Origin of the sequence: Parasphingopyxis lamellibrachiae, from assembly GCF_003385775.1 — a bacterium.
Classification (GTDB): domain Bacteria; phylum Pseudomonadota; class Alphaproteobacteria; order Sphingomonadales; family Sphingomonadaceae; genus Parasphingopyxis; species Parasphingopyxis lamellibrachiae.
Genome location: NZ_QRDP01000004.1, coordinates 2,097,321 through 2,123,433, shown reverse-complemented (window position 1 = coordinate 2,123,433; position 26,113 = coordinate 2,097,321). Strand labels below are relative to the sequence as shown.

Below are 26,113 nucleotides of genomic sequence, written 5' to 3'. Positions count from 1 at the left end.
TTATTTCCAAATCCTATTGCGACTCAGCCGGCCAAAGCGGATCGGTGAGCTGCGAAACAAATGCGGCATGGCGCGCGCGCTCTTCCGCCGAAGCGGCATGCGGGCGAGGCTCGCGAACCGGACGGCGCGGCTGCGGCCTGGCTTCCGCCGTCCGCAAATCGGCAGGCGTGGCAGCCTGTTCCTCTTCCGCCAGCACCAGCCCGATCTGCCGACCGCCGGTCAGCTCGACATAAACCTGGGCAAGAAGCTGTGCATCGAGCAACGCGCCATGCAAAACCCGCTGGCTGCGATCTATACCATAGCGCGAACACAGCGCATCCAGGCTGTGCTTCGCGCCCGGATGCTTGGTGCGCGCTATTGCCAGCGTATCGATCATCCGGTCCATCGCGATGAACTGATGGCCGCAGCGATCGAGCTCGGCATTGATAAAGCCGAAATCGAACTGCGCATTATGCGCAACCAGCGGACTGTCTCCAATAAATTCCAGGAAATTCCCGACCTCTGCCGAAAAGAGCGGCTTGTTGGCCAGAAAAGCGTCGGAAAGCCCGTGCACGGCAAAGGCCTCGCTCGGCATCTCGCGCTCGGGATTGCAATAAATATGGAAGCTGCGTCCGGTCTCGACCCGGTTGACCATTTCAAGCGCGCCAATTTCCACCAGTCGATCCCCGTCTTTGGGGCTAAGGCCGGTGGTTTCCGTATCGAAAACTATTTCACGCATTGTTGGCAATATCGGACGTCATGCTCCCGTAAGCAAGTGACGAGTGCGTCAACCTGTGCCCGGGTTGCTTCCAGCGGAGTCCCGGTGTCGATGATGAAATCCGCGCGGGCCCGTTTTTCGGCATCGGGGAGCTGGAGAGCCAGAATATGGTCGAATTTCTCCGCCGTCATGCCGGGCCGCTTAAGCACGCGTTCGCGCTGCACTTCGGGCGGCGCCGATACGACGATGACAGCGTCGAGCCCGGCGTCGCCGGTTTTCTCATAGAGCAGGGGAATATCGAACAGCACAATCGGCGCATCGCAATGCTCTTCGAGAAAGGCCGCGCGGTTGAGCCCGACCGCCGGATGGATCAGCTCCTCCAGTGCGGCCAGTTTCGCGCGATCCCCCAGCACGGCCCGGGAGAGTTTCGCGCGATCGACGCCATCGGCGCCGGTGGTACCGGGAAACAGCTCTTCGATCGCCGCAACCAGTTCACCGCCCGGCCCCTGCAACCGGTGCACTTCGGCATCCGCATCGAATACCGGTACACCCTCGGCCGCGAACATTGCGGCGACGGTCGACTTTCCCATGCCGATGGATCCGGTGAGTCCCAGCAATTTCATCCGAGCAGTATCTCCTTCAGTTCGGCATCCCGGTCACGCGGCGCGGGCTGGCCGAAGAAAAGTTCGAACGCAATCGCCGCCTGGCCGATCAGCATCTCGAGCCCGTCGACCGTGGCCAGCTCTCTTTCCCGAGCCGCAGCAAGCAACCCGGTTTCGAGCGGCGCATAGACAAGATCATAGACAACCGCATCTTCGGGCAGCGGATCGAGGTCAAGCGTCAGCGGCGGCTGCCCTGTCATGCCAAGCGGGCTGGCGTTGACCAGGAGTTCGACGGGCGGGAGCGGCGCATCGAGCGGCAGGGCATCGCCCTTCACCCCAAAACTGGCGAGCAAGCCGGCACCCTTGATCGGCGTGCGATTGAGCAGCGCCACATTGGCAACGCCCACCCGCTTTAGCGCGAAGAGCACAGCCCGGGCGGCCCCGCCTGCCCCGACCACCGCAACATCGGCGCCTTCGAGATCCAGACCGGAAATCGGAGCATAGAAACCGGCGGCATCGGTGTTCGTGCCGATAAGCGCACCATCTTCGCTGAGCACGGTGTTGATGGCGCCGATACTCGTTCGCAGATCGCCGCGATCCTCGACATGATCGAGCGCAGTTTCCTTGTGCGGAATCGTAATGTTGCACCCCCGCCAGGCGGTGTCTGTCCGCCGGCTCTCGAAATAGGCTGCAAGGCCGTCCGGCGTTACATGTGCCGTCCGGTAGGTGCCGTCGATACCCAGTCTTTCAAGCCAGAAATTATGAATGAGCGGGGATTTCGAATGGGCGATAGGATCGCCAATCACCTCGGCATATGGTCTGGTCATTGCCCCATCACCCCGCGGGTCCGCAGATAATCGAGAAGCGGCAGCAGCGGCAGGCCGAGTATCGTGAAATGGCTGCCATCGATTCGCGTGAAAAGCTGCGCACCGCGGCCTTCGAGCCGGTAACCGCCGGCGCAGCCGCCGATGGCCGGCCATTCGGCATCCAGATAGCCGGTCAGGAACGCATCGGAGAAATCTCGCATGGCAAGTTTCGCGACATCTATATGACGCCAGACCGGCTTGCCCGCCTCGCAGATCACAGCCGCGCTCGTCTGGCTGTGGGTTTCCCCGCGCAGCACCCGAAGATGGGACTCGGCCTCTTCGCGCGTTGCAGCCTTGTCGAATAGCCTGTCACCAAGCGAGGCCACCTGATCGCAACCGAGTATCAGCGCATCGGGGAAACGGCGCGACAGTTTTACGGCCTTCAGCTCGGCCAGCGCATCGGCAAGGTTGCGCGGAGAGATTCCGCCCGCGCAAAGCGAAGCTTTGGCCAATTCCTCATCGACGCCAGCAGCGATGGCTTCAAAAGGCACGGCCGCCGCATCGAGCATGGCCCGGCGGGTGCTGCTTTGCGAGGCAAGGATCAGTCTGATGGCGCCGGCTCCCCACTCTCATCGTCAGCCTTTTTGGCGTGCGCGGTCACGATATTGAGGATGGCGGCTGCGCTTTCCTCGATCGAGCGGCGCGTCACGTCGATCACCGGCCAGTCATTATCGGCAAAGATGCGGCGGGCAAAGGCGACCTCTGCCTTGACCCGGTCCTGATCCACATAGTCCGTTTCTGGGGTCTGATTGAGGCTGAGCAGGCGGTTGCGGCGCACCTGGACAAGCCGGTCGGGACTTGTGGTCAGCCCGACAATGATCGGATTTTTCAGGCGATATAATGTGTCGGGCGGCGGCGATTCCGGCACAAGCGGCACATTGGCGACCTTGTAGCCGCGATTGGCCAGATAGATGCTGGTCGGCGTCTTCGATGTTCGCGATACGCCGGCCAGCACGATATCGGCGCGGTCCCAGTCGTCCGGCGCGACGCCGTCATCATGGGCAATCGTATACTGGATCGCCTCTACCCGCTGGAAATAGGCCGCATCAAGCAGATGTTGCCCGCCCGGCCGTTCCTTCGCTTCCATCCCGAGCAGGCGCGACAGCGCGTCGATAACCGGGTCGAGCGCGGATACGGCCGGCAGCCCCATGGCCCGACACCGCGTTTCCAACCGCCGCCGGACATTGTGGTCGACAAGCGTATAGAGAACCAGACCCGGCTGTTTGCCGATATCGTCGAACACCCGGTCGACATGGCCTTCGCTGCGGACCATCGGCCAGAAATGCTTTATCGTCTCGACATCGTCGAACTGGGCCAATCCCGCCTTGGCAATATTTTCCAGTGTCTCGCCGGTAGAGTCCGATATGAGATGGAGATGAAGCCGGATCATGGGGTGCCTGTATGACGGAGGCCGAGACGACCAAACCTGGACGTACAAGCCTGTGGAAAAGCCTGATGACGGCGCTAGCTGAACTGTCGGGATAGAGGCAAGCCATCAAACCACACCCATGACTCGATATTCGATCCCGAAACTCTTCCACAGGGAATGGAATTCGCACACAGGCTGTGAATTACCGGGATAACGGAATCGACTCCGGGTGCGGCCATGATTCATTCCTGAGTCAAGCTGTTGGCGTAAGCGGCTAAAGCGATTAAGCCCCGTTACCAAGCCTGCAACTGACTCCATCAATCTTATAATTATATAAGTATATATAGTAATAGTAGGGCATAGCGACGTGTCGAATTCCGGACAGAATGAGAAGAAACTGCTGAGCGTGCTGCGCGGCGAGCGAAGGGATCCGCCTCCCGTCTGGCTGATGCGCCAGGCCGGGCGCTACCTTCCCGAATATCGGGAGCTGCGCGCCGAAAAGGGCGGGTTCCTCGATCTCGTCCATGACAGCGAAGCCGCCGCGGATGTGACTCTCCAGCCGATCCGGCGGTTCGGCTTCGACGGCGCAATCCTGTTTTCCGATATCCTGGTCGTTCCCCATGCGCTTGGTCAGGATCTGCGTTTCGTTGCCGGGGAAGGCCCGCGGCTTTCGCCTCCGCTTGTCGATAGTGCGCTCGGCGCGCTTGAAGCCGCGCCAGAGCGGCTCGACCCGGTGTACCGGACCGTTGAGCTGGTTGCCGCCGCCTTGCCGCCTGGCACCACCTTTCTGGGCTTTGCTGGAAGCCCCTGGACCGTTGCGACTTACATGGTTGCCGGACAGGGGAGCCGGGACCAGAGCGAAACGCGCCGCATGGCCTATGGCGATCCGCAAGCCTTTGGCGCGATTATCGATGCGATCGCGGGCAAGACGATCGAATATCTCGGCAAACAGATCGATGCAGGTGTCGATGCCGTGCAGCTGTTCGACAGCTGGTCCGGCAGCCTGTCTCCCGCCCAGTTCGAGCAATGGGTGATCGCGCCGACGGTGAAGATCGTCAGCGCGCTCAAGGCCCGCTACCCCGATACGCCGGTCATCGGTTTTCCCAAAGGCGCGGGCGAAAAGCTGCCGGCCTATGCGCGCGAAACCGGGGTCGATGCGCTGGGGCTGGACGAGACGATCGACCCCGAATGGGCGGCGGAAACGCTGCCGGTGGATTTGCCGGTGCAGGGCAATCTCGATCCGCTGGCGCTGATTGCCGGCGGTGATCGCCTCGACAGCGCTATCGACCGGATAGAAAAGGCTTTCGCCGAGCGGCCGCATGTGTTCAATCTCGGCCATGGAATCCTGCCCGATACCCCGATCGCTCATGTCGAGCATTTGCTGGCGCGGCTGCGCAAGGGCTGAACCATGATCGAGATTCTCACGCTCGCCTATCCCTGGATCAAGGCCGCCCATATCATCTTCGTGATATTCTGGATGGCCGGGCTGTTCATGCTGCCCCGCTTTTTCGTCTATCATCAGGAAGCGGCGGAAGGATCGCCGGAGGCAACTGCCTGGGTCGAGCGGGAGGACAAGCTCGCGACGATCATCATGAATCCCTCGATGCTGATCGTCTGGGTGCTCGGCTTGACACTGGCCTATTATCTCAATCTCTGGGCCCAGCCCTGGTTCCTCGTGAAGCTCCTGTTCGTGACCGCGCTGTCGGGTTATCAGGGCTGGCTGATGGCTTATCGCAAGAAGCTGTCGCGCGGCGAACGACCGCTCTCCGGCAAGCGATTGCGGATGCTGAACGAAGTGCCGGGCATTGCCGCCGCGGTGATCGTTATTCTTGTGATCGTGCGTCCTTTTTCCTGAACCGGGTGGCGCCGCTTTGTCTTGACTTGACCGGCGCCGCTGCCTAATTCGCGGTCCAAGCACCTGCTGCCTCTCCTTGCGCAGCGCGACAGTTTTTCCGGCGCATTATCATTCGAACATCGCCGCTTTTCCAAAATCCATTTTCCGCCAGGAAACCCTCATGCATCTCAAAGACCTGAAACAGAAAAAGCCTGCCGAACTCGTCAAGATGGCGGAAGATCTCGGCGTCGAAGGCGCCTCAACCCTCCGCAAACAGGATCTGCTTTTCGGCATTCTCAAGGTGGAGAGCGAAGAGGGCGAGCAGATTATGGGCATGGGCACGATCGAAGTGCTGCCCGACGGTTTCGGTTTCCTGCGCAGCGCCGAAGCCAGCTATCTGGCCGGGCCCGACGATATTTACGTTTCGCCCAACCAGGTTCGCAAATTCGGGCTTCGCACCGGGGATACGGTCGAGGGCGAAATTCGTGGACCCAAGGATGGCGAGCGTTATTTCGCGCTGACCAAGGTCACCGAGATCAATTTCGACGATCCGGAATATCTGCGTACCCGCGTCAATTTCGACAATCTGACGCCGCTCTATCCGGACGAGAAGCTGAATCTCGATCAAGCCGATCCGACGATCAAGGACAAGTCATCCCGCGTCATCGATATTATCTCGCCTCAGGGCAAGGGCCAGCGCGCGCTTATCGTCGCGCCGCCACGCACCGGTAAAACCGTGCTGCTGCAGAATATTGCGCGCGCTATCACTGACAATCATCCCGAAGTCTATCTGATCGTGCTGCTCATCGACGAACGCCCCGAGGAAGTGACCGACATGCAGCGTTCGGTGCATGGCGAGGTTATCTCCTCGACGTTCGACGAGCCCGCGCAGCGCCACGTCCAGGTCGCCGAGATGGTGATCGAGAAGGCCAAACGCCTGGTTGAGCACAAGAAAGACGTGGTGATCCTGCTCGACTCGATCACCCGCCTCGGCCGGGCCTACAACACGGTAGTCCCGTCGTCGGGCAAAGTGCTGACCGGCGGTGTCGACGCCAATGCGTTGCAGCGTCCGAAGCGCTTTTTCGGCGCGGCCCGCAATATCGAAGAAGGCGGTTCGCTCTCGATCATCGCGACCGCGCTGATCGATACTGGCAGCCGGATGGACGAGGTTATCTTCGAAGAGTTCAAGGGCACGGGCAACTCGGAAATCGTGCTGGACCGCAAGGTTTCCGACAAGCGCATCTTCCCGGCTCTCGATGTCGGCAAGTCCGGCACCCGCAAGGAAGAGCTGCTCGTCGACAAGGACAATCTCGCCAAGATGTGGGTGCTCAGGCGCATCCTCATGCAGATGGGGACGGTCGATGCGATGGAATTCCTGCTCGACAAGATGAAGGATTCCAAGACCAACGAGGATTTCTTCGACTCGATGAATCAGTAATTTGCCGGGTCGCCGGTGATTCTCGAACATGCCTTGCTGCGCGTCCGGCCGGGCGAGGGCGAGGCGTTCGAAGCGGCGATGCACTCGGCGAGGCCGCTGATCGAAACATCTCCCGGTTTCCGTTTTATCGAAGTGTGTCCGGCAGCGGAAGAAGCGGAACTGTTCCTCCTCCTCGTCGGTTGGGAAGATATCGCCAGTCATCGCGATGGATTTCGGCGTTCGGACCGTTACAAGGAATGGCGCGATCGCCTTCATCGCTTTTATGACCCTGTGCCGACGATAACCTATTTCGGAGCTTCCCTGTTCGATGCTTGACCTAATTGCCTCCGTTCATTCTACCGCTCCAGGTCTTGGATCTCTGTCCGAAATCTGGGCCGCGATCGTCCATGATTTCTCCAACATAAACTCGCCTGCCGCGATGGCGGCCTTCGGTCAGGTTGTTCTGATCGATCTGGTTTTTGCGGCCGACAATGCGATTGTGGTCGGCGCGCTTGCTGCCGGTTTGCCGGCCGACCAGCGGCGCAAGGTCATTCTGATCGGCATTGCGGCTGCGCTTGTACTGCGTATCGTTTTCGCCCTGGCGGTCAGCATTCTGCTCGGCGTTGTGGGGCTGATCCTGGCGGGCGGGTTGCTGTTGCTCTGGGTCGCCTGGAAATTCTGGCGCGAGCTTCGCCATGACGGTGAATCTGCTGGATCGGCCGAAGTTGAGGGCGACGAGCATTCGGGTTTGAAACCAGCGCGTAGTTTCTGGGGCGCTGTATGGGCGGTGACGGCAGCCGATGTCAGCATGAGCCTGGACAATGTGCTGGGCGTCGCCGGCGCCGCGCGCGAGCATCCCGGAATCCTTGTTATCGGCCTGTTACTGTCGGTTGCCCTGATGGGCCTCGCGGCCAATGTGATCGCCCGCTATATCGAGCGCTACAAGTGGATTGCCTATATCGGTCTGCTCGTCATCCTCTGGGTAGCGGTCCGGATGATCTACGAAGGCACGATCGATCCCGAAGTCGGGCTGATGACGCTGTTCGGATAATATGTTCATCAGATTCGACTCGACGGTCGAGGGCTGGTGCGGCGATTTCCGGCCAAGGAAATTCTGACAGATTCTAGCGCTCGATCAGCAGCCTGTTACGCGGATAGTCGATAACGAAACGCCGGTCGGCGAAGGCTTCCGCGCTAAGCAGCATGGCCGGTCCGTCGCCGATACCCAGCGTTTCGAACACGGCAAGGTCGGTGATTCCGACGCGCGAACTGCCAAAGGCAAGATTGCCGATGCTGAAGCGGCTCACCTCGATCTGGTTCATGTCCTGAACATGGCCGGATGCACCGAAAACCGGCTCGCGGGAATCGCTGTCGGCAAAGAGATGCAGCCCGATCCGGCGCGCGGCCTCATGATTGACGATATTCTGTACCGCGCCGGTATCGAGCAGGGCGGGCATGGTGACCCTGCCAATGGAGACCGGCACGATCAGAAGGCCGTCCGCGCGCTCGTGAAAGGGAATGACGGCCCAGTTGCCGCCAGTCAGTTCGAATCGCGCCCGTGGATCGAACAGGCGCAGTTTCTGCCCCGGAATATCGAACTCGACGACATGACGGCGCAGGATATTTGCGCCGATCAGTCCATCCGATTCGACGGGGGCGGCCAGGCTTGGCAAGCTGTAGGCGCCGAGCCGCCGATATTCGCGCGCGCCCAGCCGCAGACTGGTGAGCCGGTAAAACTCGATCGCAGAAATGCCGGTTGCGCCGGAGATCTCCGCCGGCTCTCCGCGCCCGGCCAGGCCGAGCTGGTCGATCACGGCCTCAGTCAGAATCGTATCGCTGGCGGCCGTATCGACGATAAAGCGCGCTTCGACAGTATCGTTCAGCGTCACTGGCACCTGAGGCAGGCCGAGCCAAGGCGCTGTCAGCGGCAGGCTGGTGACGCGCTGCGCAGGGCTGGCGGTTGCCATGGCGAGGCCAGTTAGTAACAGGATTAGCCGCGCAATCATGTTCGTGCCGATGCTGCGAACAGGGTGAATGGGCGTTGAATGGCGGAGGTCGACGCGTCAACCCGCCTGTTCTTCGAGCTGTGCGGCCATCATCTTCCACAGCATGTTGATCGCCTTCAGGGGCCGGACCATCACCTTGAAATCGTCGATCAGGCCGTCGGAGTTCCAGTGGATGATATCGATGCCGTTGACATGGATGCCGTCCAGCTCCGCTGTGAATTCCAGCATCGCATTGTCGCCATCGACGATCATCCGGACATATTCAAAGCTGGCATCGCCGAACACCGTATCCGCTGCGCTCAGATAGCCCAGGGTGAGGTCTATCCCTTCCTGCGGCGTGTGCACGACGGGGGAATGAAAAGTGGCGTTACTGGCGAGCTGGGGACGCAGCGTGTCGACGCTGCGATCGCCCTCCATATGATCGAGCCAGCGTTGCAGGCGGGGGTCGGTGGTCATGCGAGTATCTTCGCGAAGAAAGATGTAGTCCGGCCGTCGGCCAGCGTTGCGGCTTCATCGTTGCGGCGATTGCCGAACTCGGTCGCGAAACCATGGTCGAGACCTTCATAATCGTGAAGCGTGATCTTGGGATGATCGTCAAGGCCTTCGTGCATCGCGGCTTGCGCTTCGGCGGGGACGAAACCGTCGGCTGTCGGAATGTGCAGCAACACCGGATGTGCGATTGCGTTTTTTTCGCCGAGCAGGCCGTCGATCCCGACGCCATAATAGCCGACGCTTGCATCGATATCGGTGCGGGCTGCGGTCATGAAAGCGAGCCGGCCGCCTAGGCAATAGCCGACGCAGCCGACCTTTGCGCGGGATGCGCCGCCGATTTCCTCGCGCGCAGCATGGATCGTGGCCTCGATATCGCGCACGCCCTGGTCCTGGTCGAACTTGCCCATGAGATCGAGCGCGGTCTGGAATTCGGTTTCGACATCGGGATCGAGCTCGACCCCGGGTTTCAGCCGCCAGAAGAGATCGGGCGCGAGGGCGAGATAGCCCTGCGACGCCCAATAGTCGCATTTTGCCCTTATGCCCCGGTTCACGCCGAAGATTTCCTGGATAACGATGATCGCCGCCTTGGCTTCGCCTTGCGGCTGAGCGCGATATACCCCAAACATCTCGCCGCCGCTCAAAGTGGATATCTTGGTCATGCTGCCCATTGGCTGGCCTCCTGCTTATTCTCGTGAATCAAAAGATAGCGTTTTGTCGGGATGCCTTCGCCGCCCGAATAATAGCCGATCTTGCCGCCCGCTGCGATAACGCGGTGACAGGGCACGACCAGCGGAAGGGGGTTGTGGCTGCAAACCCGGCCAATGGCGCGCGGACCGGAGTCGGCGCGGCGCGCAACCTCTCCATAGCTCGCAGCCTCGCCATAGGGGATCGCGATCACCGCGGCGCGCAATTCGTTCCCGCGTTTGGTCGATGCGGGTTCAAGCGGCAGGTCGTAATCCTGCAGCCGGCCCTCGAAATAGGCGGTGATCTGGCGCGCGGCTTCGCTGAGCAGTGGGTGATCTGTGGCGTCCGGCTCTGCGGAAGCGCCCAACATGCGGATTGACTGGAGTGCATCGTCGCTGGCCGAGATCGCGATGGCGCCGACCGGACTGGCTATAATATGGCAGGTCATGGACGGAGTTTCGCGCATTGCGTATGGAAAGGCCAGCATTTTGAGGCCAGCATCCGAGGAGCCACCCATGAAAGTCACTGTCGACGTCGATTGCACCCCCGAAGAGGCGCGCCGCTTTATCGGACTGCCGGATCTTACGCCCGTCCACGATCTCTATCTCGACAAGATGAAGGAGACGATGGAAGAGGGCATCACGCCCGATACCGTAGAGAAACTTATGCGCAGCTGGGGGCCGATGAGCGAGGCTGGCCTTTCCATGTGGACCCGCTTCTTCGACCAGATTGGCGGCGCGAAAAAATGAAGATCCCGGCATGGCGCTGACGATGGATGACCGCGCGACGATCTTTGCGCTGTCGACGGGCGGACTGCCGAGTGCGATTGCGATCATCCGGCTTAGTGGATCGGAATGCGGGCCGGTGCTGGAGGCGCTGACCGGCCGGTTGCCCGAGGCGCGCCGGGCTTCGCTGGCGCTGATCCGGGATCCCCTGAATGGCGAACCGATAGACCGCGCAATCACCTTGTGGTTTCCAGCACCAGATACGGTGACTGGCGAAGATATGATTGAATTTCATACACATGGCAGCCGGGCTGTTGCGGCGAAGATGCTCGGGATGCTTGGTGCGCTGCCCGGTTTGCGGGCGGCGGAAGCAGGAGAATTCACGCGCCGGGCCTTTATGAACGGGCGGATGGATCTTTCCGAAACCGAGGGACTGGGCGATCTGCTCGTTGCCGAGACGGAAAGCCAGCGGCGCTATGCGCTGGCCATGGCCGAAGGCGGGCTGGCGCAGAGGATCGCCGGATGGCGGGAACGCCTGCTGATGGCCGAGGCCAGGCTCGAAGCGGTGCTCAATTTTTCCGATGAAGACGATGTCGACGAGAGCGATGAGCGTTTCGCTCTGGATATCGCCCGCGATGTTAAATGTGAAATTATGGCGCTGCAGGATGCGCCACCGGCCGAGCGTATCCGCGATGGCATCCGTGTCGTTCTTGCCGGGCCGCCCAACGCCGGGAAGTCGACCCTGTTCAACGCTCTGGTGGCGCGCGAAGCGGCCATTGTCTCGCCGACGGCAGGCACGACCCGGGATGTGATCGAGGCGCCGGTGGAGATTGACGGGCTGGCCTTCCTGTTCAGCGATACGGCTGGGCTTCGCGCAGCGACCGACGCGATCGAGGATGAGGGCGTCCGGCGCGCCCGAGACACTTCGGAAGGCGCCGACATCCTGGTCTGGCTCGGCGAACCGCAGGAAGCACCGTCAGGAGACAATGTTCTGATTGTTCATCCGCGAGCGGACGAGGCGGGAAGGCAGGCAAAACCGGAGAACGCTAAGTTGGCGGTATCAGCGAAGACGGGGGAGGGGATGGATATGTTGCGCATCCTGTTGCTTGAAAGTGCCCGTTCGCTCCTTCCCCGGGAAGACCAGCTGGCGCTCAACCAGCGGCAACGCCAGGCGCTTCGTGAGACAGTGGCGGCGCTCGAGGACGCTGCTGCTGGCGATTGGATTTTACTCGTCGAAACTCTGCGCCACGCCCGCGCAGCCCTGGACCGGCTCAGCGGACATGGCGGCGTGGAGGATATGCTGGACGCATTGTTCGGGCGGTTTTGCATCGGCAAATAGGCTCCCGTTCCACGTGAAACATCTTTGAATCGGATCGCCGCACTGATACAGGCGCGGCATGGCTACAAGCGATCCATCCCTTCGCTACGACGTGATTGTCGTAGGCGGCGGCCATGCCGGCTGCGAGGCTGCGGCGGTAGCGGCGCGGATGGGCGCGCGCACAGCGCTTGTCTCGATGCGCCGGGATATGATTGGAGCGATGTCCTGTAATCCGGCTATTGGCGGTTTGGGGAAGGGCCATCTCGTGCGCGAAGTGGACGCCTTTGACGGGCTTATCGGCAAGGCTTCGGACGCCGCGGCCATCCATTACCGGATACTCAACCGGAGCAAGGGGGCGGCTGTGCGTGGCCCTCGGATCCAGGCGGACCGCAAGCTGTACGGGGCAGCTATTCATGACATGCTGAGTTGCGAGCCTCTGCTGGATATCGTCGAAGCAGAAGCGACGGCTCTCGCGCTCGACGATGATGGGCTGACGGTGCGCGGCATGGTCCTCGACGGCGGCAAACGGACGATTTCAGCGCCGTCAGTCATACTGGCGACGGGCACGTTTCTGGGCTCGAAGCTACATTTCGGGATGGATAATCATGCGGGTGGGCGCGTTGGCGAACGTGCAGCAACAGCACTTGCGGACCAGCTCTACGCGGCGAAACTTCCTATGGCGAGGCTCAAGACAGGCACGCCGCCGCGTCTTGACGGTCGCACGATCGACTGGGCAGCGCTGGAAATCCAGCCGTCTGACACCGAAGAGTGGACGATGTCCTTCGGGGCGGAGCGCCGGCTGAATCCGCAACTTTTCTGTGCGATCACGCGGACCAATGCACGGACGCACGATATCGTCCGAGCATCGCTCGATCGCTCACCGCTTTTCTCCGGATCGATCCAGGGCCAGGGACCGCGCTATTGCCCGTCGATCGAGGACAAGATCCATCGCTTCGGCGACCGCGATGGCCATCAGATTTTTCTCGAGCCGGAGGGGCTCGACGACCCGGCGGTCTATCCCAACGGCATTTCTACCTCGCTGCCTGAAGATGTTCAGCTGAAGTTTTTGCGGACGATCACCGGACTGGAGCGCGTTGAGATCGCGCAGCCCGGCTATGCAGTGGAATATGACCATGTCGATCCGCGAATTCTAGGACATGATCTTGGTGTTCGCACCATGCCGGGCCTGTATCTGGCCGGCCAGATAAATGGCACAACCGGCTATGAAGAAGCGGCGGCGCAAGGGCTCGTTGCGGGAATCAATGCCGCGCGCAACGTATTTGGCGAAAAGCCTGTGAGGTTCGAACGGGATGAAAGCTATATTGGCGTCATGATCGACGATCTCGTTCTACAGGGGATCACCGAACCCTATCGGATGCTGACGGCACGGGCGGAATATCGACTGCGGTTACGCGCGGACAATGCCGTCACCCGACTTTCGGCGACTGCAGACACGTGGAACTGCCTGGGCCCGGTCTATAAGAAACTGGTATTGGGGCGTGGCGAAGCGCTGTCTCGGGTGAAAGACGCCATGGCGCAGATGGTTCCACCGGCCGCTATGGAAGCGGCGGGTCTTGTCCTGGGCCAGCATCGCGAAACGCGCCGGCTGGCCGACTGGCTCAAGTTGCCGGACGCGGATGCTTCGGTCGTCCGATCGGTCGATCCGGCGCTTGCCGATATCCCGGACGCCGTGATCGACGAGGCCGTCGAGGATATCCGCTATGCGCCCTATCTTGAGCGGCAGGCCAGTGAAATCGCCCGCGTGAATGCGGATGAGCAAATCCGTATTCCGGACACGCTCGATTATGGCGTCATTGCCGGTCTATCGAATGAGATGGTCGAAAGACTGGAAACCGCGCGCCCAGCCACATTAGGAGAGGCGCGCAGGATACGGGGTGTAACGCCCGCCGCTCTTGCGGCTATACTTGTGCACGCGCGCAGGCGGGCCGCCTGACCGGATGGAAGAGGCTGCAGTAAAGACCTGGCTTGTCGAAGAGCTGGATGTTTCACGTGAAACATTGGAGCGGCTGGAAAAATTTTCAGCACTACTTCTGGAGGAAGCCACGCGCCAGAATTTGATCTCGCGATCGACGATCGACAGTTTCTGGGACCGGCATATACGCGATTCTGCCCAACTCCTATCGCTGGCTACGCCAGCCGCACGAGGCGGCCGATGGATCGATCTGGGCTCCGGCCCGGGCCTGCCCGGAATGGTATTGGCAATTATCGGCGCAATGGACATGACCCTGGTTGAGGTCCGGTCGCGCCGGGTCGAATTCCTGCAAAGGGCGCATGAGCAGCTCGGCCTTGGCGAGCGGGTCCATATAGAAGGTCGCAAGGTCGAACGCGTCGAAGCCGGTGTTTTTGACGTGATTGCGGCCCGGGCCTTTACCGCATTGCCAAAGCTTTTTTCTCTTGCACATCGGTTTGCCGGTACCGAAGCGCAATGGCTGCTGCCAAAAGGGAAAAGCGCGCAAGAAGAACTGGCAGAGGCGCGACGAACATGGCAGGGTGATTTCGCGCTGCATGCGAGTCTGACAAATGACGAGGCTTTCATCATCGACGCGCGCAATGTGAGGCCAAGGAGAGGTTCATGATCCGCATCGCGATTGCCAACCAAAAAGGTGGTGTTGGCAAAACGACGACGGCCATAAACCTTGCGACTGCGCTGGCGGCCTCGGGTTGGAAGGTTTTGCTGCTTGATCTCGATCCCCAGGGCAATGCCTCTACAGGACTTGGAATCCGGCACGATCAACGCACGCTTTCGAGTTACGACCTGCTCACTGGCGATGCAACTGTGGAAGAGGCGGCGATCGCGTCGCGCGTGCCGAGGCTCGATGTCGTCGCCGCCACCGTCGATCTGTCGGGCGCCGAGATAGAACTTGTTGACTATGAAGCGCGGACCGAACGGCTCAACATGGCATTGTCCGGCGCACCGACCGGCCGGTGGGACGTCTGCCTGATCGATTGTCCGCCCTCTCTGGGCCTGCTGACGATCAACGCCCTGGTCGCGGCTCCATCCCTGCTCGTGCCGCTGCAATGCGAATTTTTCGCGCTGGAAGGATTAAGCCAGCTTTTACAGACTGTTGAGCGTGTCCGTGAACGATTCAATCCCGATATTTCGATCTTTGGCGTCGTGCTGACCATGTATGACAAGCGGAACAATCTTTCCGGCCAGGTTGCCGAAGATGTCCGGGCGGTGCTCGGCAAGCTGGTGTTCAAGACGGTGATTCCGCGCAATGTGCGGCTTTCGGAAGCACCCAGCCACGGCCTACCGGCGCTCATCTACGATTATCGATGCCCGGGATCGGAAGCCTATATGGCGCTCGCGCGCGAAACCATCGCCCGGCTGCCCAAAAAAGCGCGAGCGGCCTGAGAGAGACGGATATGAGCAACGGAAAAGCAGAGAAAAAAACGCCCGCGCGCAAGAAGCCCAGCGGGCTCGGTCGAGGTCTTTCTGCGCTGATGGGAGAGGTCGAGCAGGAGGCGTCGGTCAGCGCCGCGCCGGATGAGGGGGCAGTGCAGATGCTGCCGGTCGGCAAGATCGCGCCCCATCCGGACCAGCCGCGCCGCCATTTCGACGAGGACGCGCTGAGCGAGCTTGCAAACTCGATCGAAGTGCGCGGTATGATCCAGCCGATCGTCGTGCGGCCGCAAGGCGCGGGTTACCAGATTGTCGCCGGCGAACGGCGCTGGCGCGCGGCGCAGCGCGCACATCTCCACCAGGTTCCTGTAATCGTTCGGGATTTCGACGATGCGGAGACACTGGAAATCGCGCTCGTCGAGAATATCCAGCGTGAAGACCTCAACGCGATCGAGGAAGCCGAAGCTTATAAAAGGCTGATCGAGGATTTCGGCCACAGCCAGGCCGCGCTTGCGCGCCTCGTCCACAAATCGCGCAGCCATGTCACCAATTTGTTGCGCCTGCTTGAACTGCCCGATGCCGTGCGGGCCATGGTCGTGTCGGGCGAACTCGATATGGGGCATGCGCGGGCGATTATCGGCGCGCCGGATGTCGAGGCCCTGGCCCGGCTGATTGCGGCACAGGGGCTTTCGGTTCGCGAAGCCGAAGATCTGGCCCGCCGCGCCAAACCCGGCGGATCGACGCAGCAGAAAAGGCCGCCGCGCGAACGCGATGCGGATATCGTTGCGCTTGAGCGCCAGCTTGGCGAAGCCATCGGCCTGGCGGTCGCGATCGACTATAATGGCAAGATGGGAACGGTGAGCGTGGCCTATCGCTCGCTCGATCAACTCGACCTGATCTGCCAGCGGCTTTCCGGTGAAAAAATTTAGTTCATAATGGCTAGCGCAATGTCCGGGCCTTGCGGGCGATGGCGAAAAGCTCTTCGTCGGCCGCGATTAAACCCGGCCCGCCCGCGCTTTTGAGCAGGCGCTCGGTGTCGCTCGCCCGGTTGATCGCGATCGCCAGGGCATCGCTGCGCCAGCGTTCCACCTGATCGGCGATAACCGCTTTTTCCTTCCAGAATATAGCCCGGCCGGCCTTGGCGATTACCGTCTGTGTGCTGTTTCCCTGTTCAACCTCGGCCCGCAATTTCGCCAAAAGCAGCAGGCGGCGCAGGATGGCGCGGATTAGCGGTATGCCGACCATTCCCTCGCTCGCAAACTGGGTAAGTTCGCGATCGAGCGCGACCAGATCGCCCGAAAGCACGACATTGGCGAGGCGCGAAAGATCGCCCTCGTCGCTGCTTGCTGAAAGTGCATCCATCGCGTCATGATCCAGCTGGCGCGGGCGATCGGGCGCGGCATCCAGATACAGCGCGAATTTTGCCAGCTCGCTGGCCAGTATCGAACGGTCCCCGTGGCTGCTGCGCGCCAAACGCTGGGCAATGTCCGGCGCGATCTGCAGGCCGGTTTCCTGGGCCATTTCGATCACCATCAGGTCGGCATCGCGGCCTTCGGGGGCATAGCTGGCACAGGCCATCGCCGCGTCGCTGGCAAAGGCCAGCTTCACAAGCTTGTTCGTGCCGCGCAGGGCACCGGCGATCGCTACCACCGGATTGCCGGCTTTTTCCGCTTCCAGCAGCGCTTCCACGCCTGCAAAAATTTCATCGCCGGCAGGGTCGATCCGGATGAAGCGGGCGCCCCCGAAAAGCGAGATCGCCGCTGCCTCGTCGGCCAGTTTGGCGGGGTCGGATTTGAGCTCGGACCCGGTAAGGTCGATCCGCTCCGCCTCTTCCCCCATCGCTTTGCCGAGCATTGCAGCCAGCGCTTCAGAACCCGACCGGTCCGGGCCGTAGAGCAGGTAAAAGCGGACATCCTCGCCGGGCGCCGAAAGCGCGCGCGCGATCTGGCCGCGATTGGCCTTCACCTAGGGGAGTTCCGAGACGGGTTCGGCGGCGCGCTGATCGGCGCGCCTGGTCGCATAAAGGGCGATCCGCGCGACTATCTGGTCGGCAACCTGCTCTGTGAGCCGCTCAAGCGCCGAATCCTCGGCGGCGATGGTTGCATATTCGGACGAGACAACGTCGATGCCGGCATCCGCGCCTGCTGTTGCATCCAGCAGCACGGTGCCCAGATCGGCCGTCAGCAGCTGGAAACGCGCGCGCAGCGTTCGCCGTTCGCGCGTTACGGCATTGTCCGCCCGAACGCCGAAACCCTCGATCCGGTCGTCGAGCGTGACTTCGAGCCGGTAGCGCGGGGCTTCCCGGCCCGCAGCACCGAGCCTCTGCTCAAGGGCGCCGCGCATCAGATAGCCGGAACGGCCCGGAATACCGCCAACCTCGACCGCGCCGAGTGTCTGGCGCGCCGGTGAGGATGCGCCGCCATAGAGCGGGCGCAGGCCGCAGGCTGTGAGAGGCAATGCGCATAGGAGGAGAGCGGTTACGGCGAATGCCCGTTTTTCCTGCACCTGTCGAAGGGTGGTTCTTCCTCTTCCCGGTTGGAAAAGGAAAGGCAGGGACTCGAGGATCGCGGCCCAAAGGGATGAAAGGCAAAAACGGCTCACGCGACGATATTTACCAGACGATCGGGCACGACGATAATCTTTTTCGGCTCATTGCCGTCCAGCTGGCGCGCAATCTTGTCCGATCCGAGCGCCAGAGCCTCAAGATCGGCTTTGGACGTGCCTTTTGCCGCCGATAGCGTGTCCCGCAATTTGCCGTTGATCTGGATCGCGATTGTTACCTCGTCCTCGACGAGCAGAGATGGATCGACATTGGGCCATGGCGCATCGGCGACCATGCCGCTTTCGCCTAACGCTTCCCATGCTTGTTCGGCGAGATGCGGGACCATCGGTGCTACGAGCCGTACAATCGTCCGGACGGCTACAGTACGGCTTTCGCTCGCTGCGGCTTTCTCGATCGCGTTGGTAAGCTCGTAAAGCTTGGCAACGGCCTTGTTGAAGGACAGGGTCTCGATATCTTCGCCGATCCCTTCAATTGTCTGGTGCAGCTTGCGGTCGAGATCCTTATCTTCGCCTTCGCCGGCCTCATTCCCGTCAATCAGCCGCCAGAGCCGCTGGGTAAAGCGCCACGACCCTTCGATTCCGGCCTCGCTCCACGGCAGGTCGCGTTCGGGCGGGCTGTCCGAGAGCATGAACCAGCGCACGGCGTCCGCACCATATTGATCGACGATGGGATCGGGATCGACGACGTTTTTCTTGGACTTGGACATTTTCTCGACGCGTCCGGCCTTCACCGGCTCGCCATGCTCGATATGCACCCAGTCGTCGCCCTCGCGGGTAACCTCGTCGGGGGAAAGCCAGCTGCCATCGCCCATCTGATAGGTTTCGTGCGTCACCATGCCCTGCGTAAAGAGCCCGGCAAAAGGTTCCTTTACATCGAGCATTCCGATCCGGTTGAGCGCGCGCGTCCAGAAGCGGGCATAGAGGAGATGCAGGATCGCATGCTCGACGCCGCCGATATACTGACCCACCGGCAGCCAGCTTTCCGCCTCTGCCTTGTCGAACGGCTTGTCGTCCGGCTGGCTCGCGAAGCGGATGAAATACCAACTGCTGTTTACGAAAGTGTCGAGCGTGTCCGTCTCGCGCCGGGCGGCAGTGCCGCATTGCGGGCAATCGACATTTTTCCAGCTCGGGTGGCGATCCAGCGGATTGCCGGGTGTGTCGAAATCGACATCCTCGGGAAGGACAACCGGCAACTGGTCCTTGGGAACGCCAACCGGGCCGCAATCCTCGCAATGGATGATCGGGATCGGTGTGCCCCAATAGCGCTGGCGCGATACGCCCCAGTCCCTGAGCCGCCATTCGGTCGTGCCCTCGCCCCAGCCTTCTTCCTCGGCACGGGATATGACAGCTGCCTTGGCGTCCTCGATATCCATGCCGTCCAGGAACCGTGAATTGACCAGTGCGCCTTCGCCGGACCAGGCTTCATCGCCTTCGAAATCCGATGCGGTTTCATCGCCATCGGCAACGACGCGGCGGACGGGAAGGCCGTATTTGCGGGCAAAATCCAGATCGCGCTGGTCGTGCGCCGGAACGCCGAAAACCGCGCCCGTGCCATAGTCCATGAGCACGAAATTGGCGATATAGACGGGCAGTTCCCATTCGGGCTGGAACGGATGGGCTGCGGTAATTCCAGTGTCGAAGCCCAGTTTTTCAGCGCTTTCGATATCGGCCGCCGAGGTGCCGCCCGCCTGGCATTGCGCGATGAAGGCCTGCGCATCGGCGTTTTTCTCCGCCACTTTCTGCGCCAGCGGATGGTCGGCCGCGACGGCGACGAAGCTTGCGCCGAAAATCGTGTCGGGACGGGTGGTAAAGACCTGCAAATTGCTCTGGCCGTTGATGCGCTGGTCCAGCGTAAAGCGGAACCGCAGGCCCCGGCTCTTGCCGATCCAGTTCTCCTGCATCAGCCTGACCTTGTCGGGCCACTGATCGAGTTCGCCCAGCCCGGCGAGCAGGTCATCCGCGAAATCAGTGATCTTGAGAAACCACTGGCTCAGCTTGCGCCGCTCGACGGTTGCGCCCGAGCGCCAGCCCTTGCCGTCGATAACCTGTTCGTTGGCGAGCACGGTCATATCGACCGGATCCCAGTTGACCGCCGATTCCTTGCGATAGACGAGGCCCGCCGCATAGAGATCGAGGAACAGGGCCTGTTCCTGGCCGTAATAATCGGGTTCGCAGGTCGCCAGCTCGCGGCTCCAGTCGAGCGCGAAGCCCAGGCTTTTCAGCTGGTCGCGCATCGCCGCGATATTGGCGCGCGTCCAGTCGCCCGGATGCACCTTCTTCTCCATCGCCGCATTCTCGGCTGGCATGCCGAAAGCGTCCCAGCCCATGGGGTGGAGCACTTCATGCCCTGTCATCCGCTTGTAGCGGGCCAGCACATCGCCCATCGTATAGTTGCGCACATGGCCCATATGGATGCGCCCCGAAGGATAGGGGAACATCTCGAGCACGTAGCTTTTCGGCTTGTCGGACGCGGTATCGGCGGCAAAAGTCCCGGCGGTTTCCCAGGCTTTTTGCCAGCGCCTGTCTACCGCTTGCGGATTGAAGCGTGACATTATGAGCAAACTTCCGTTTGAGGCGGCACCAGCCCGCTCCCCCACCCGGCCTCCCAGTCAGTGTATCCTATGGGAGGCCGGGTGGGGGAGCGGGCCGGTGCGGTAACCACTATTAGATAAGCTAACCGATTACGGTGTTGCGGCGCAGTTCGCGTGCACGGGTGAGGATAATCTCCTCGAGCCGCTGCACGGTGGCGGCCTGAACCGGCGCCTCGAGCCATTGCGATCCGTTGTAGAGCTGGCGCGACGCGGCGACGGCAAGCGCATCGGCGCGCAGATCCTGGTCGAGAATCGTAACGGTCAGCTTCATGCGCTCGGTCGGCGCCGCCGGATTGGCGTACCAGTCGGTCACGATAACCCCGCCTGCCGAATCGGCCTGGGTAAGCGGCATGAAGGAGAGCGTTTCCAGCGCCGCGCGCCAGAGATAGCTGTTGACGCCGATTGTCGAAATCTGGGCCGGGGCCAGATTCTGGGCCGGGCGGTCTCCGCCGCCGCAGGCGGTCAGAACCAGCGGTAAAAGGACGGCAATTGCGGCGTGACGCAAACGGGACATGATACTCACCTGCGAGGAAATAAATGTAAAAGGATGGCCGGTTATAGACGCTTGCGCGACCCCCGCAAGCGGCCATTTTCCGGCCCCCGCAAACAGGGTTGTGGAAGTTGCGCAACACTGGAGCGGATTCAGCCATTTGCCCTTGTTCTTTGTGGTGCGACTCGCAATCTTCATGCTAGGGCAATGCGGCAAGGAGAATAATAGTTCGATGTACGGGCGCTTCACATTGGCAGCTTTGGCGGGTTCCGCGCTGGTTGTCGCCGCATTGACGGCGATGCCCGATGCTGCCGAATCGCAGGCGCGCTCGCTCGCACTGAACGCTCCCGGCACGATGGGCACTTTCACGCCTGCCTCCGGCGATCCCAGCATGGCGCGGGCGCTGCGCCGCGCCGGCATTTCCAGTCGCGGTATGCGGTTTACGCCATCGGCCTCCCGCCAGGGCGATCGCCCTGTTACGGTTGCCGTGCGCGCCCGGGCGACAACGACAGCCCAGGCCCAGCGCAACGCCGAAATCGCGATGGCGACCAGTTCGACGACCGGCGTAACGGCGATTACGCCCTCCGCCTATAATCTCGGCGTATCGGTCGGCTGGCGGCGGTTCGCCATTTCCGGCGATGTCGCCCGCATCGATAGCGCCCTGATTCCGGGCCGCGCCCGCGAATCGGCAGATGTCGGCCTCAGCTATTCGGGCCGGCGGTGGAGTACGCGGGTTCAGGTTTCCGCCGACCGGCCGACACCGCAATCGGCACCGAGCCTGATCGACAACGAAGAGCGCGTCGCGGTCGATGTTGGCGGGTCATACACCATCGCGCGGAACATCGATATTACCGGCGGCGTCCGCTATCAGCGGCAACATCGGCTCGAACAGCCTGATGACGAGCGCCGTGACAGCCAGGCCGTTTATGTTGGAACCGCCTTCCGCTTTTAGCGGTCTTCTTGGCACGGCTTTGGCGTAAGCGCGCCAATACCGGCCCAGCCATATATTCCGAACCGCCTCAATGCCCGGGCCCGCCGGGCATTCATGCCGCCCAGAGCAATGACCGGGATAGGGGTTTCCCGAACCAGCCTGCTGAACCTCATATGGCTTAAGGGCCGCGTACCGGGATGCGATTCGGTGGCGAAGGCGGGCGAGAGGAAAATGAGATCGGCGCCGATGCGCTCGGCAGCGCGTAACTCGGTCAGGCTGTGCACCGCTGCCGTGCGCAGCAGCGCGCGCGGCCCGATATGCGGCGACCGCGTATGGAATCCGTCGGCTCGCGCCGCATTGGCCCCCTGTGCAGAACCCGCGACGACAAGGGCAAGACGCCGGGCCCGGGCAATTTTGCGAATCCGGGCGATCAGGGTGCGCCGGGCCGGGCAGTCCAGGCTATAATGGCGAACGATCACTCCGCTGCCGCGGGGCAGAGCCCCGAGCGCCGCCCATAGTTGCTCGCCTTGCCGCTCGTCGGTCATCAGCCACAGCCTGGGAAGCGCGGGAATGAGAGGGTGGCGGCGTCGCACGCGGCTTCCTATAGCAAGCGCCATGACAACAGGCGATATCCTTCAGGGCCCGGGCGAAAGGCTGGCCATGGTGCGCGAAGCTATGGCACGGGCGGGCAAGCTGGCTGGTCGTGACCCGGCCGATTGTGAGCTGATAGCGATCTCGAAAACTCGTGATGCAGGGGCGATCCAGCCCCTGATCGACGCCGGGCAACGGATTTTTGGCGAAAACCGGGTGCAGGAAGCGCAGAGGAAATGGCCCGCGCTCCAGGCCGACAATCCGGACATCGAACTGCATCTTGTCGGCCAGCTACAGTCGAACAAGGCGGAGGAAGCGGTGGCGCTCTTCGATGCGATCCACGCTGTCGACCGGCCGTCGCTTATCAAGGCGCTCGCCAAGGCCTTAGCCAAGACCGATCGGCGACCGGTCTTGTTCATCCAGGTAAATATTGGCGAGGAGGAGCAGAAGGGGGGATGCGCGATTGCCGATCTTCCCGTACTGCTTGAACGCGCGGATGCGGCGGGCCTCGAAATTGCCGGGCTGATGTGCATTCCGCCCAACGGCCTGGAACCCGCCCCCTATTTCGCGCTGCTTGCCAAACTTGCCGGCGATCACGGGCTTCCCCGGCTGAGCATGGGCATGTCGTCCGACTATGAAACCGCAATCAAGTGCGGCGCGACGCATGTCCGGGTCGGCACTGCGCTCTTCGGACCCCGGGAACCGGCGCCGCTAAGCTAGAGCTGGTGGCCGGTACGGTCGCGCTTGGTTGCCAGATACCGCTCGTTATGGGCATTCTCGCCATGCCGGTGCTCCACCCGCTCGCGAACGGCGATGCCGGCGGCTTCCAGCCCGGCAACCTTTTCCGGATTGTTGGTCAGCAGGCGGATTTCGTCCTGCCCCAGCAGTTTGAGCATCTTCGCCGCGATACCGAAATCGCGCTCGTCGACCGCAAAGCCTAGTCGCGTGTTCGCATCGACCGTATCAAAGCCCTGATCCTGCAACGCATAGGCGCGCAATTTATTGACGAGACCGATGCCGCGCCCCTCCTGCCGCAGATAGAGCAATATACCCCAGCCCTGCTCGGCCATTGCCGCCATCGCTCCGGAGAGCTGGGGCCCGCAATCGCATTTGAGGGAGGCCAGCACATCGCCGGTCAGGCATTCGCTGTGCAGGCGCACAAGCGGTGCTTTTCCATTGGGTGTGCCGATCAGCAGGGCCACATGCTCGGCGGCATCGGCCTTGTGGCGGAAGGCGATGATTTCGGCGGTTTCGGCCGCTGCTACGGGAAGCCGCGCGCGGGCGGCTATGGCAAGATCGTTGGGATCGTCATAGGCGGCGATATCGGCCGGGGTGACGGCGTCCCCGCCGGCTGCTTCCGTCACGAACACGGCCGGCAGCAGATTCGCCAGCCGGGCCAGTTTGAGCGCCGCTGCCAGCGCCTCGCCTTGGGGCAGAGCGAGCGCGTGAAACGGGCCTTTTAGCGGCGTGTTCAGATCAAAAGCCGGGTCGGCAATGGCAATGGCCGCGGCCAGATCGTGCCAGGCCTCGCGCTGTATGCGCACCGGCGCGCCCGGCGTCGCGGCCTCGCGTTGATTGGCCAGTTTGAGGGTTTCCGCCCGGCCTGCGCCGATCAGGATGTCGGCAGGTTTCGCGCCATCAAATTCGGCAAGGCTCTGTTCGTCCGCGGTCTCCACGGCGAGGATCCGAACCATGGCGTGCGCATCGCCGCAGGCGACGGGCCAGCCGCGCCGGAGCGCGTCGATCGCGCGCGCGACCTTGTGGCTATCGCCCGGCTTTGCTGCCGCGTCAGACACGGAACTCGGTCACCAGCGGAACATGGTCTGACGGCTTGAACCAGCTTCGGCTCGGTTCGTGAATGCTGTGCGCGACCGCTTTTTCGGCCAGCTCCGGGCTTGCCCACATATGATCGAGCCTGCGCCCCCTGTCCGATGCGGCCCAGTCCTTGGCCCGATAGCTCCACCAGCTGTAATAGCGCTCGGGCGGCGGGATGAACCGCCGGCCCAGATCGACCCAGTCATGCGCTTTTTGCAACCGGTCGAGATGTTCGACCTCGATCGGCGTATGGCTGACCACTTTGAGCAGCTGTTTATGGCTCCAGACATCGGATTCGAGCGGTGCTACATTGAAGTCGCCGACAAGCAGCGTCGGCCGGTCGAGCGTCTCGGACCATTCCGTCATCCGGTCGAGAAAATCGAGTTTCTGGCCGAATTTGGGATTTTGCTCGCGATCGGGGATATCTCCGCCCGCCGGCACATAGACGTTTTCCACGTAGAAGCCGCTGTCCAGCCGCACGCCGACATGGCGGGCCTCGCCATTGGCCTGCCAGTCGAGCCGGTCGTCTTCATGGAACGGCACCTTGCTGACGATCGCCACGCCGTGATGCATCTTCTGCCCGTGCAGCGCCTGATATTCATAGCCGAGCGACTTCAGTGCATCGACGGGAAAGGTCTTGTCGACGGTCTTTGTTTCCTGCAGGCACAATATGTCGGGCGCCTCTTCGTTCAGGAAGCGTTCGACGATGCCGATGCGGAAACGCACCGAATTGATGTTCCATGTCGCGATTTTGAGGGTCGAGGCCATGCAAAGAGCCTCTAGCGGGCTAGCCGGGGCAATGCCACCACCAAGCGGCATATCCCTTCCGGTCCCCCGTGGCGGAAACGAAGACCCCCGCTCCGGGGGCATTTGGAGCGGGGGTCAGACCTAGTCGTTCGTCACGCTAGGCGGGAGGTGCGGCGCATGGGAATAACAGGGGAATCCCTCATGGCTCTATGCGCCTCCACATCCTCTCTATAGCCACTCGTTCCTGACGCGCAGATGAATAGCGGCTGGTCGTTGGTCGACGAATTCGGGCCGTCGGTCACTGGAGTGAGCCGGGGACAGGACGATCGGTGAATATCGTGAAACTAACGCCTGCGATTGCGAGGTCGCGGATCGCGGTAGCGGAACGTGCTGTTGGGAATGGCCATGCCGAAACGCTGATTGGCCAGGTTGATCGTGGTCAGATTGTTTTGCGAATCGAGAACGGTCCAGCCCTGCAGCATCAGCCCGCCGGGCGAGGAGGGGCTGCGCAGGAAGGTGATGGTGATCGTTCCATATTCGGGATGTTCGGGATCGCGCGCGCGGATGCGCACCTCGCTGTTGCGGCCGGTATCGAGGACCGTTGCAAAGGTTGAAAGATCGCGGTCCGGATTGAGCAATACCGCAAGCGGCGAATCCCCAATCGGCCAGCGTTGGACCTGGCGGACATCGTAATCGACGAAAGTCAGCGCCCGCCCGTCCGAGACCACGACCATGTTGACGCTGTCTTCATAGGAGAAGCGTATGCGCCCGGGGCGCTTGAGAAACATCTCGCCGCGCACGGACTGGCCGGCGCGGTTGGTTTCGATGAAATCGGCCTGCATGGTGTTGACGCTTCGCAAATGGCGCTGGACCTGGCCGAGCACATCCTGCTGCGCGGCGGCGGGTATCGGGGCAATCACGGCGCCGGTCGCTAGGGCAATCGGTGCGGTGAGAAGGGCAAGAGCGGTAAAGCGGTGCATATGGTTATCCATTTGATGGTCGAGCGCGCGTA

At 61.8% G+C, this 26,113-nt stretch carries 30 protein-coding genes; 13 read left to right on the top strand and 17 right to left on the bottom strand.

Annotation, left to right across the window (positions count from 1 at the left end; all coding sequences use genetic code 11):
• Positions 1-13 precede the first annotated feature (13 nt).
• From dnaQ to DFR46_RS10595, 5 genes are read right to left on the bottom strand one after another with little or no spacing between them, the layout of a single operon-like run.
• Positions 14-718, bottom strand: a complete 705-nt coding sequence (gene dnaQ, locus DFR46_RS10615; protein ID WP_116236412.1) for a DNA polymerase III subunit epsilon — start codon at positions 716-718, stop codon at positions 14-16.
• Positions 706-1,320 carry a dephospho-CoA kinase gene (coaE, locus tag DFR46_RS10610; RefSeq protein WP_116237295.1) on the bottom strand — a complete coding sequence of 205 codons (615 nt, stop codon included), beginning with the start codon at positions 1,318-1,320 and terminating at the stop codon, positions 706-708. The genes dnaQ and coaE overlap by 13 nt, the downstream gene beginning before the upstream one ends.
• Positions 1,317-2,126 carry a shikimate dehydrogenase gene (gene aroE / locus DFR46_RS10605; RefSeq protein ID WP_116236411.1) on the bottom strand — a complete coding sequence of 270 codons (810 nt, stop codon included), beginning with the start codon at positions 2,124-2,126 and terminating at the stop codon, positions 1,317-1,319. The genes coaE and aroE overlap by 4 nt, the downstream gene beginning before the upstream one ends.
• Positions 2,123-2,674, bottom strand: coding sequence for a Maf family protein (locus tag DFR46_RS10600; protein ID WP_245953820.1), 552 nt, complete (start codon positions 2,672-2,674; stop codon positions 2,123-2,125). Before DFR46_RS10600 ends, aroE begins: the two co-directional genes overlap by 4 nt.
• Positions 2,675-2,706: 32 nt before the next feature.
• A complete protein-coding gene (locus DFR46_RS10595; protein WP_116236409.1) occupies positions 2,707-3,555 on the bottom strand; it encodes a pyruvate, water dikinase regulatory protein in 849 nt (282 codons plus the stop codon).
• 346 nt (positions 3,556-3,901) lie between these two features.
• Here DFR46_RS10595 and hemE point away from each other — a divergent pair, with 346 nt between their 5' ends.
• The 5 genes from hemE (at position 3,902) to DFR46_RS10570 (ending at position 7,836) form a co-directional block, all read left to right on the top strand.
• Positions 3,902-4,939, top strand: coding sequence for a uroporphyrinogen decarboxylase (gene hemE, locus DFR46_RS10590; protein ID WP_116236408.1), 1,038 nt, complete (start codon positions 3,902-3,904; stop codon positions 4,937-4,939).
• Positions 4,940-4,945: 6 nt separating this feature from the next.
• Positions 4,946-5,389, top strand: coding sequence for a CopD family protein (locus DFR46_RS10585; RefSeq protein WP_425453162.1), 444 nt, complete (start codon positions 4,946-4,948; stop codon positions 5,387-5,389).
• Positions 5,390-5,549: 160 nt separating this feature from the next.
• Positions 5,550-6,806 carry a transcription termination factor Rho gene (rho, locus tag DFR46_RS10580; protein ID WP_116237294.1) on the top strand — a complete coding sequence of 419 codons (1,257 nt, stop codon included), beginning with the start codon at positions 5,550-5,552 and terminating at the stop codon, positions 6,804-6,806.
• Positions 6,807-6,821: 15 nt separating this feature from the next.
• Entirely contained in the window at positions 6,822-7,121 is a 300-nt protein-coding gene (locus DFR46_RS10575; RefSeq protein ID WP_116236406.1) for an antibiotic biosynthesis monooxygenase family protein, read from the top strand.
• A complete protein-coding gene (locus tag DFR46_RS10570; protein ID WP_116236405.1) occupies positions 7,114-7,836 on the top strand; it encodes a TerC family protein in 723 nt (240 codons plus the stop codon). Before DFR46_RS10575 ends, DFR46_RS10570 begins: the two co-directional genes overlap by 8 nt.
• A gap of 73 nt (positions 7,837-7,909) precedes the next feature.
• On the opposite strand, the gene DFR46_RS10565 is transcribed toward DFR46_RS10570, so the two are convergent.
• The 4 genes from DFR46_RS10565 to DFR46_RS10550 are packed head-to-tail and all read right to left on the bottom strand — an operon-like array spanning position 7,910 to position 10,415.
• The gene (locus DFR46_RS10565) at positions 7,910-8,791 is read right to left on the bottom strand and encodes an aspartyl protease family protein (protein WP_116236404.1); all 882 of its coding nucleotides are present in this window, start codon (positions 8,789-8,791) and stop codon (positions 7,910-7,912) included.
• A gap of 57 nt (positions 8,792-8,848) precedes the next feature.
• Positions 8,849-9,247, bottom strand: coding sequence for a nuclear transport factor 2 family protein (locus DFR46_RS10560; protein ID WP_116236403.1), 399 nt, complete (start codon positions 9,245-9,247; stop codon positions 8,849-8,851).
• Positions 9,244-9,951 (bottom strand): dienelactone hydrolase family protein, encoded by a 708-nt coding sequence (locus DFR46_RS10555; protein WP_116236402.1) that lies wholly within the window; start codon positions 9,949-9,951, stop codon positions 9,244-9,246. Before DFR46_RS10555 ends, DFR46_RS10560 begins: the two co-directional genes overlap by 4 nt.
• Positions 9,939-10,415, bottom strand: a complete 477-nt coding sequence (locus tag DFR46_RS10550) for a methylated-DNA--[protein]-cysteine S-methyltransferase (RefSeq protein ID WP_116237293.1) — start codon at positions 10,413-10,415, stop codon at positions 9,939-9,941. Before DFR46_RS10550 ends, DFR46_RS10555 begins: the two co-directional genes overlap by 13 nt.
• A 67-nt stretch (positions 10,416-10,482) precedes the next feature.
• On the opposite strand from DFR46_RS10550, the gene DFR46_RS10545 reads away from it, so the two are divergent.
• The 6 genes from DFR46_RS10545 to DFR46_RS10520 are packed head-to-tail and all read left to right on the top strand — an operon-like array spanning position 10,483 to position 16,303.
• Positions 10,483-10,716, top strand: coding sequence for a DUF6489 family protein (locus tag DFR46_RS10545; RefSeq protein WP_116236401.1), 234 nt, complete (start codon positions 10,483-10,485; stop codon positions 10,714-10,716).
• Positions 10,717-10,726: 10 nt separating this feature from the next.
• Positions 10,727-12,031, top strand: a complete 1,305-nt coding sequence (gene mnmE, locus DFR46_RS10540) for a tRNA uridine-5-carboxymethylaminomethyl(34) synthesis GTPase MnmE (RefSeq protein WP_245953818.1) — start codon at positions 10,727-10,729, stop codon at positions 12,029-12,031.
• 58 nt (positions 12,032-12,089) lie between these two features.
• A complete protein-coding gene (gene mnmG / locus DFR46_RS10535; protein ID WP_116236400.1) occupies positions 12,090-13,964 on the top strand; it encodes a tRNA uridine-5-carboxymethylaminomethyl(34) synthesis enzyme MnmG in 1,875 nt (624 codons plus the stop codon).
• A complete protein-coding gene (gene rsmG, locus DFR46_RS10530; RefSeq protein WP_245953816.1) occupies positions 13,936-14,607 on the top strand; it encodes a 16S rRNA (guanine(527)-N(7))-methyltransferase RsmG in 672 nt (223 codons plus the stop codon). Before mnmG ends, rsmG begins: the two co-directional genes overlap by 29 nt.
• Complete coding sequence (locus DFR46_RS10525; RefSeq protein WP_116236399.1) at positions 14,604-15,386, top strand: ParA family protein; 783 nt, start codon at positions 14,604-14,606, stop codon at positions 15,384-15,386. The genes rsmG and DFR46_RS10525 overlap by 4 nt, the downstream gene beginning before the upstream one ends.
• A gap of 11 nt (positions 15,387-15,397) precedes the next feature.
• Positions 15,398-16,303, top strand: coding sequence for a ParB/RepB/Spo0J family partition protein (locus DFR46_RS10520; RefSeq protein WP_116236398.1), 906 nt, complete (start codon positions 15,398-15,400; stop codon positions 16,301-16,303).
• Between the two features lie 10 nt (positions 16,304-16,313).
• Here DFR46_RS10520 and holA read toward each other — a convergent pair whose 3' ends face one another.
• From holA to DFR46_RS10500, 4 genes are all read right to left on the bottom strand, one after another.
• Positions 16,314-17,339 carry a DNA polymerase III subunit delta gene (holA, locus tag DFR46_RS10515; RefSeq protein WP_116236397.1) on the bottom strand — a complete coding sequence of 342 codons (1,026 nt, stop codon included), beginning with the start codon at positions 17,337-17,339 and terminating at the stop codon, positions 16,314-16,316.
• Complete coding sequence (gene lptE / locus DFR46_RS10510) at positions 17,340-17,831, bottom strand: LPS assembly lipoprotein LptE (RefSeq protein WP_245953814.1); 492 nt, start codon at positions 17,829-17,831, stop codon at positions 17,340-17,342. It lies immediately after the preceding gene.
• Between the two features lie 140 nt (positions 17,832-17,971).
• Positions 17,972-20,491: a leucine--tRNA ligase gene (gene leuS / locus DFR46_RS10505; protein WP_116237290.1), complete on the bottom strand. Its 2,520-nt coding sequence runs from the start codon at positions 20,489-20,491 to the stop codon at positions 17,972-17,974.
• A gap of 118 nt (positions 20,492-20,609) precedes the next feature.
• On the bottom strand, positions 20,610-21,041 hold the full coding sequence (locus DFR46_RS10500; RefSeq protein WP_116237289.1) for a DUF3576 domain-containing protein: 432 nt from the start codon (positions 21,039-21,041) through the stop codon (positions 20,610-20,612).
• A gap of 208 nt (positions 21,042-21,249) precedes the next feature.
• Between DFR46_RS10500 and DFR46_RS10495 the strand changes: the two genes are divergently transcribed.
• Positions 21,250-21,969: a porin gene (locus DFR46_RS10495; RefSeq protein ID WP_245953812.1), complete on the top strand. Its 720-nt coding sequence runs from the start codon at positions 21,250-21,252 to the stop codon at positions 21,967-21,969.
• Here the strand turns inward: DFR46_RS10495 and DFR46_RS10490 are convergent.
• Entirely contained in the window at positions 21,966-22,493 is a 528-nt protein-coding gene (locus tag DFR46_RS10490; RefSeq protein WP_116237287.1) for a thiamine phosphate synthase, read from the bottom strand. The two genes, DFR46_RS10495 and DFR46_RS10490, sit on opposite strands and share 4 nt — an antisense overlap.
• Before the next feature lie 70 nt (positions 22,494-22,563).
• On the opposite strand from DFR46_RS10490, the gene DFR46_RS10485 reads away from it, so the two are divergent.
• A complete protein-coding gene (locus tag DFR46_RS10485; protein ID WP_116236395.1) occupies positions 22,564-23,259 on the top strand; it encodes a YggS family pyridoxal phosphate-dependent enzyme in 696 nt (231 codons plus the stop codon).
• On the opposite strand, the gene ribA is transcribed toward DFR46_RS10485, so the two are convergent.
• The 3 genes from ribA to DFR46_RS10470 form a co-directional block, all read right to left on the bottom strand.
• Positions 23,256-24,335 carry a GTP cyclohydrolase II gene (ribA, locus tag DFR46_RS10480; RefSeq protein WP_245953810.1) on the bottom strand — a complete coding sequence of 360 codons (1,080 nt, stop codon included), beginning with the start codon at positions 24,333-24,335 and terminating at the stop codon, positions 23,256-23,258. The genes DFR46_RS10485 and ribA overlap by 4 nt on opposite strands.
• Positions 24,328-25,122, bottom strand: coding sequence for an exodeoxyribonuclease III (locus tag DFR46_RS10475; RefSeq protein ID WP_116236394.1), 795 nt, complete (start codon positions 25,120-25,122; stop codon positions 24,328-24,330). The genes ribA and DFR46_RS10475 overlap by 8 nt, the downstream gene beginning before the upstream one ends.
• A gap of 323 nt (positions 25,123-25,445) precedes the next feature.
• Positions 25,446-26,081, bottom strand: coding sequence for a LolA family protein (locus DFR46_RS10470; RefSeq protein WP_116236393.1), 636 nt, complete (start codon positions 26,079-26,081; stop codon positions 25,446-25,448).
• Positions 26,082-26,113: the final 32 nt, after the last annotated feature.

What these genes read in the sequence shown, in the direction of transcription:
- DFR46_RS10490 (WP_116237287.1), bottom strand. Translation starts at nt 22,493, where the DNA reads ATGACCGACGAGCGGCAAGGCGAGCAACTATGGGCGGCGCTCGGGGCT.
- DFR46_RS10485 (WP_116236395.1), top strand. Translation starts at nt 22,564, where the DNA reads ATGACAACAGGCGATATCCTTCAGGGCCCGGGCGAAAGGCTGGCCATG.
- DFR46_RS10525 (WP_116236399.1), top strand. Translation starts at nt 14,604, where the DNA reads ATGATCCGCATCGCGATTGCCAACCAAAAAGGTGGTGTTGGCAAAACG.
- DFR46_RS10550 (WP_116237293.1), bottom strand. Translation starts at nt 10,415, where the DNA reads ATGACCTGCCATATTATAGCCAGTCCGGTCGGCGCCATCGCGATCTCG.
- DFR46_RS10545 (WP_116236401.1), top strand. Translation starts at nt 10,483, where the DNA reads ATGAAAGTCACTGTCGACGTCGATTGCACCCCCGAAGAGGCGCGCCGC.
- mnmE (WP_245953818.1), top strand. Translation starts at nt 10,727, where the DNA reads ATGGCGCTGACGATGGATGACCGCGCGACGATCTTTGCGCTGTCGACG.
- DFR46_RS10555 (WP_116236402.1), bottom strand. Translation starts at nt 9,951, where the DNA reads ATGGGCAGCATGACCAAGATATCCACTTTGAGCGGCGGCGAGATGTTT.
- DFR46_RS10560 (WP_116236403.1), bottom strand. Translation starts at nt 9,247, where the DNA reads ATGACCACCGACCCCCGCCTGCAACGCTGGCTCGATCATATGGAGGGC.
- aroE (WP_116236411.1), bottom strand. Translation starts at nt 2,126, where the DNA reads ATGACCAGACCATATGCCGAGGTGATTGGCGATCCTATCGCCCATTCG.
- mnmG (WP_116236400.1), top strand. Translation starts at nt 12,090, where the DNA reads ATGGCTACAAGCGATCCATCCCTTCGCTACGACGTGATTGTCGTAGGC.
- DFR46_RS10520 (WP_116236398.1), top strand. Translation starts at nt 15,398, where the DNA reads ATGAGCAACGGAAAAGCAGAGAAAAAAACGCCCGCGCGCAAGAAGCCC.
- dnaQ (WP_116236412.1), bottom strand. Translation starts at nt 718, where the DNA reads ATGCGTGAAATAGTTTTCGATACGGAAACCACCGGCCTTAGCCCCAAA.
- coaE (WP_116237295.1), bottom strand. Translation starts at nt 1,320, where the DNA reads ATGAAATTGCTGGGACTCACCGGATCCATCGGCATGGGAAAGTCGACC.
- DFR46_RS10500 (WP_116237289.1), bottom strand. Translation starts at nt 21,041, where the DNA reads ATGTCCCGTTTGCGTCACGCCGCAATTGCCGTCCTTTTACCGCTGGTT.
- DFR46_RS10595 (WP_116236409.1), bottom strand. Translation starts at nt 3,555, where the DNA reads ATGATCCGGCTTCATCTCCATCTCATATCGGACTCTACCGGCGAGACA.
- DFR46_RS10600 (WP_245953820.1), bottom strand. Translation starts at nt 2,674, where the DNA reads ATGCTCGATGCGGCGGCCGTGCCTTTTGAAGCCATCGCTGCTGGCGTC.
- DFR46_RS10475 (WP_116236394.1), bottom strand. Translation starts at nt 25,122, where the DNA reads ATGGCCTCGACCCTCAAAATCGCGACATGGAACATCAATTCGGTGCGT.
- DFR46_RS10570 (WP_116236405.1), top strand. Translation starts at nt 7,114, where the DNA reads ATGCTTGACCTAATTGCCTCCGTTCATTCTACCGCTCCAGGTCTTGGA.
- DFR46_RS10470 (WP_116236393.1), bottom strand. Translation starts at nt 26,081, where the DNA reads ATGCACCGCTTTACCGCTCTTGCCCTTCTCACCGCACCGATTGCCCTA.
- DFR46_RS10495 (WP_245953812.1), top strand. Translation starts at nt 21,250, where the DNA reads ATGTACGGGCGCTTCACATTGGCAGCTTTGGCGGGTTCCGCGCTGGTT.
- DFR46_RS10565 (WP_116236404.1), bottom strand. Translation starts at nt 8,791, where the DNA reads ATGATTGCGCGGCTAATCCTGTTACTAACTGGCCTCGCCATGGCAACC.
- rho (WP_116237294.1), top strand. Translation starts at nt 5,550, where the DNA reads ATGCATCTCAAAGACCTGAAACAGAAAAAGCCTGCCGAACTCGTCAAG.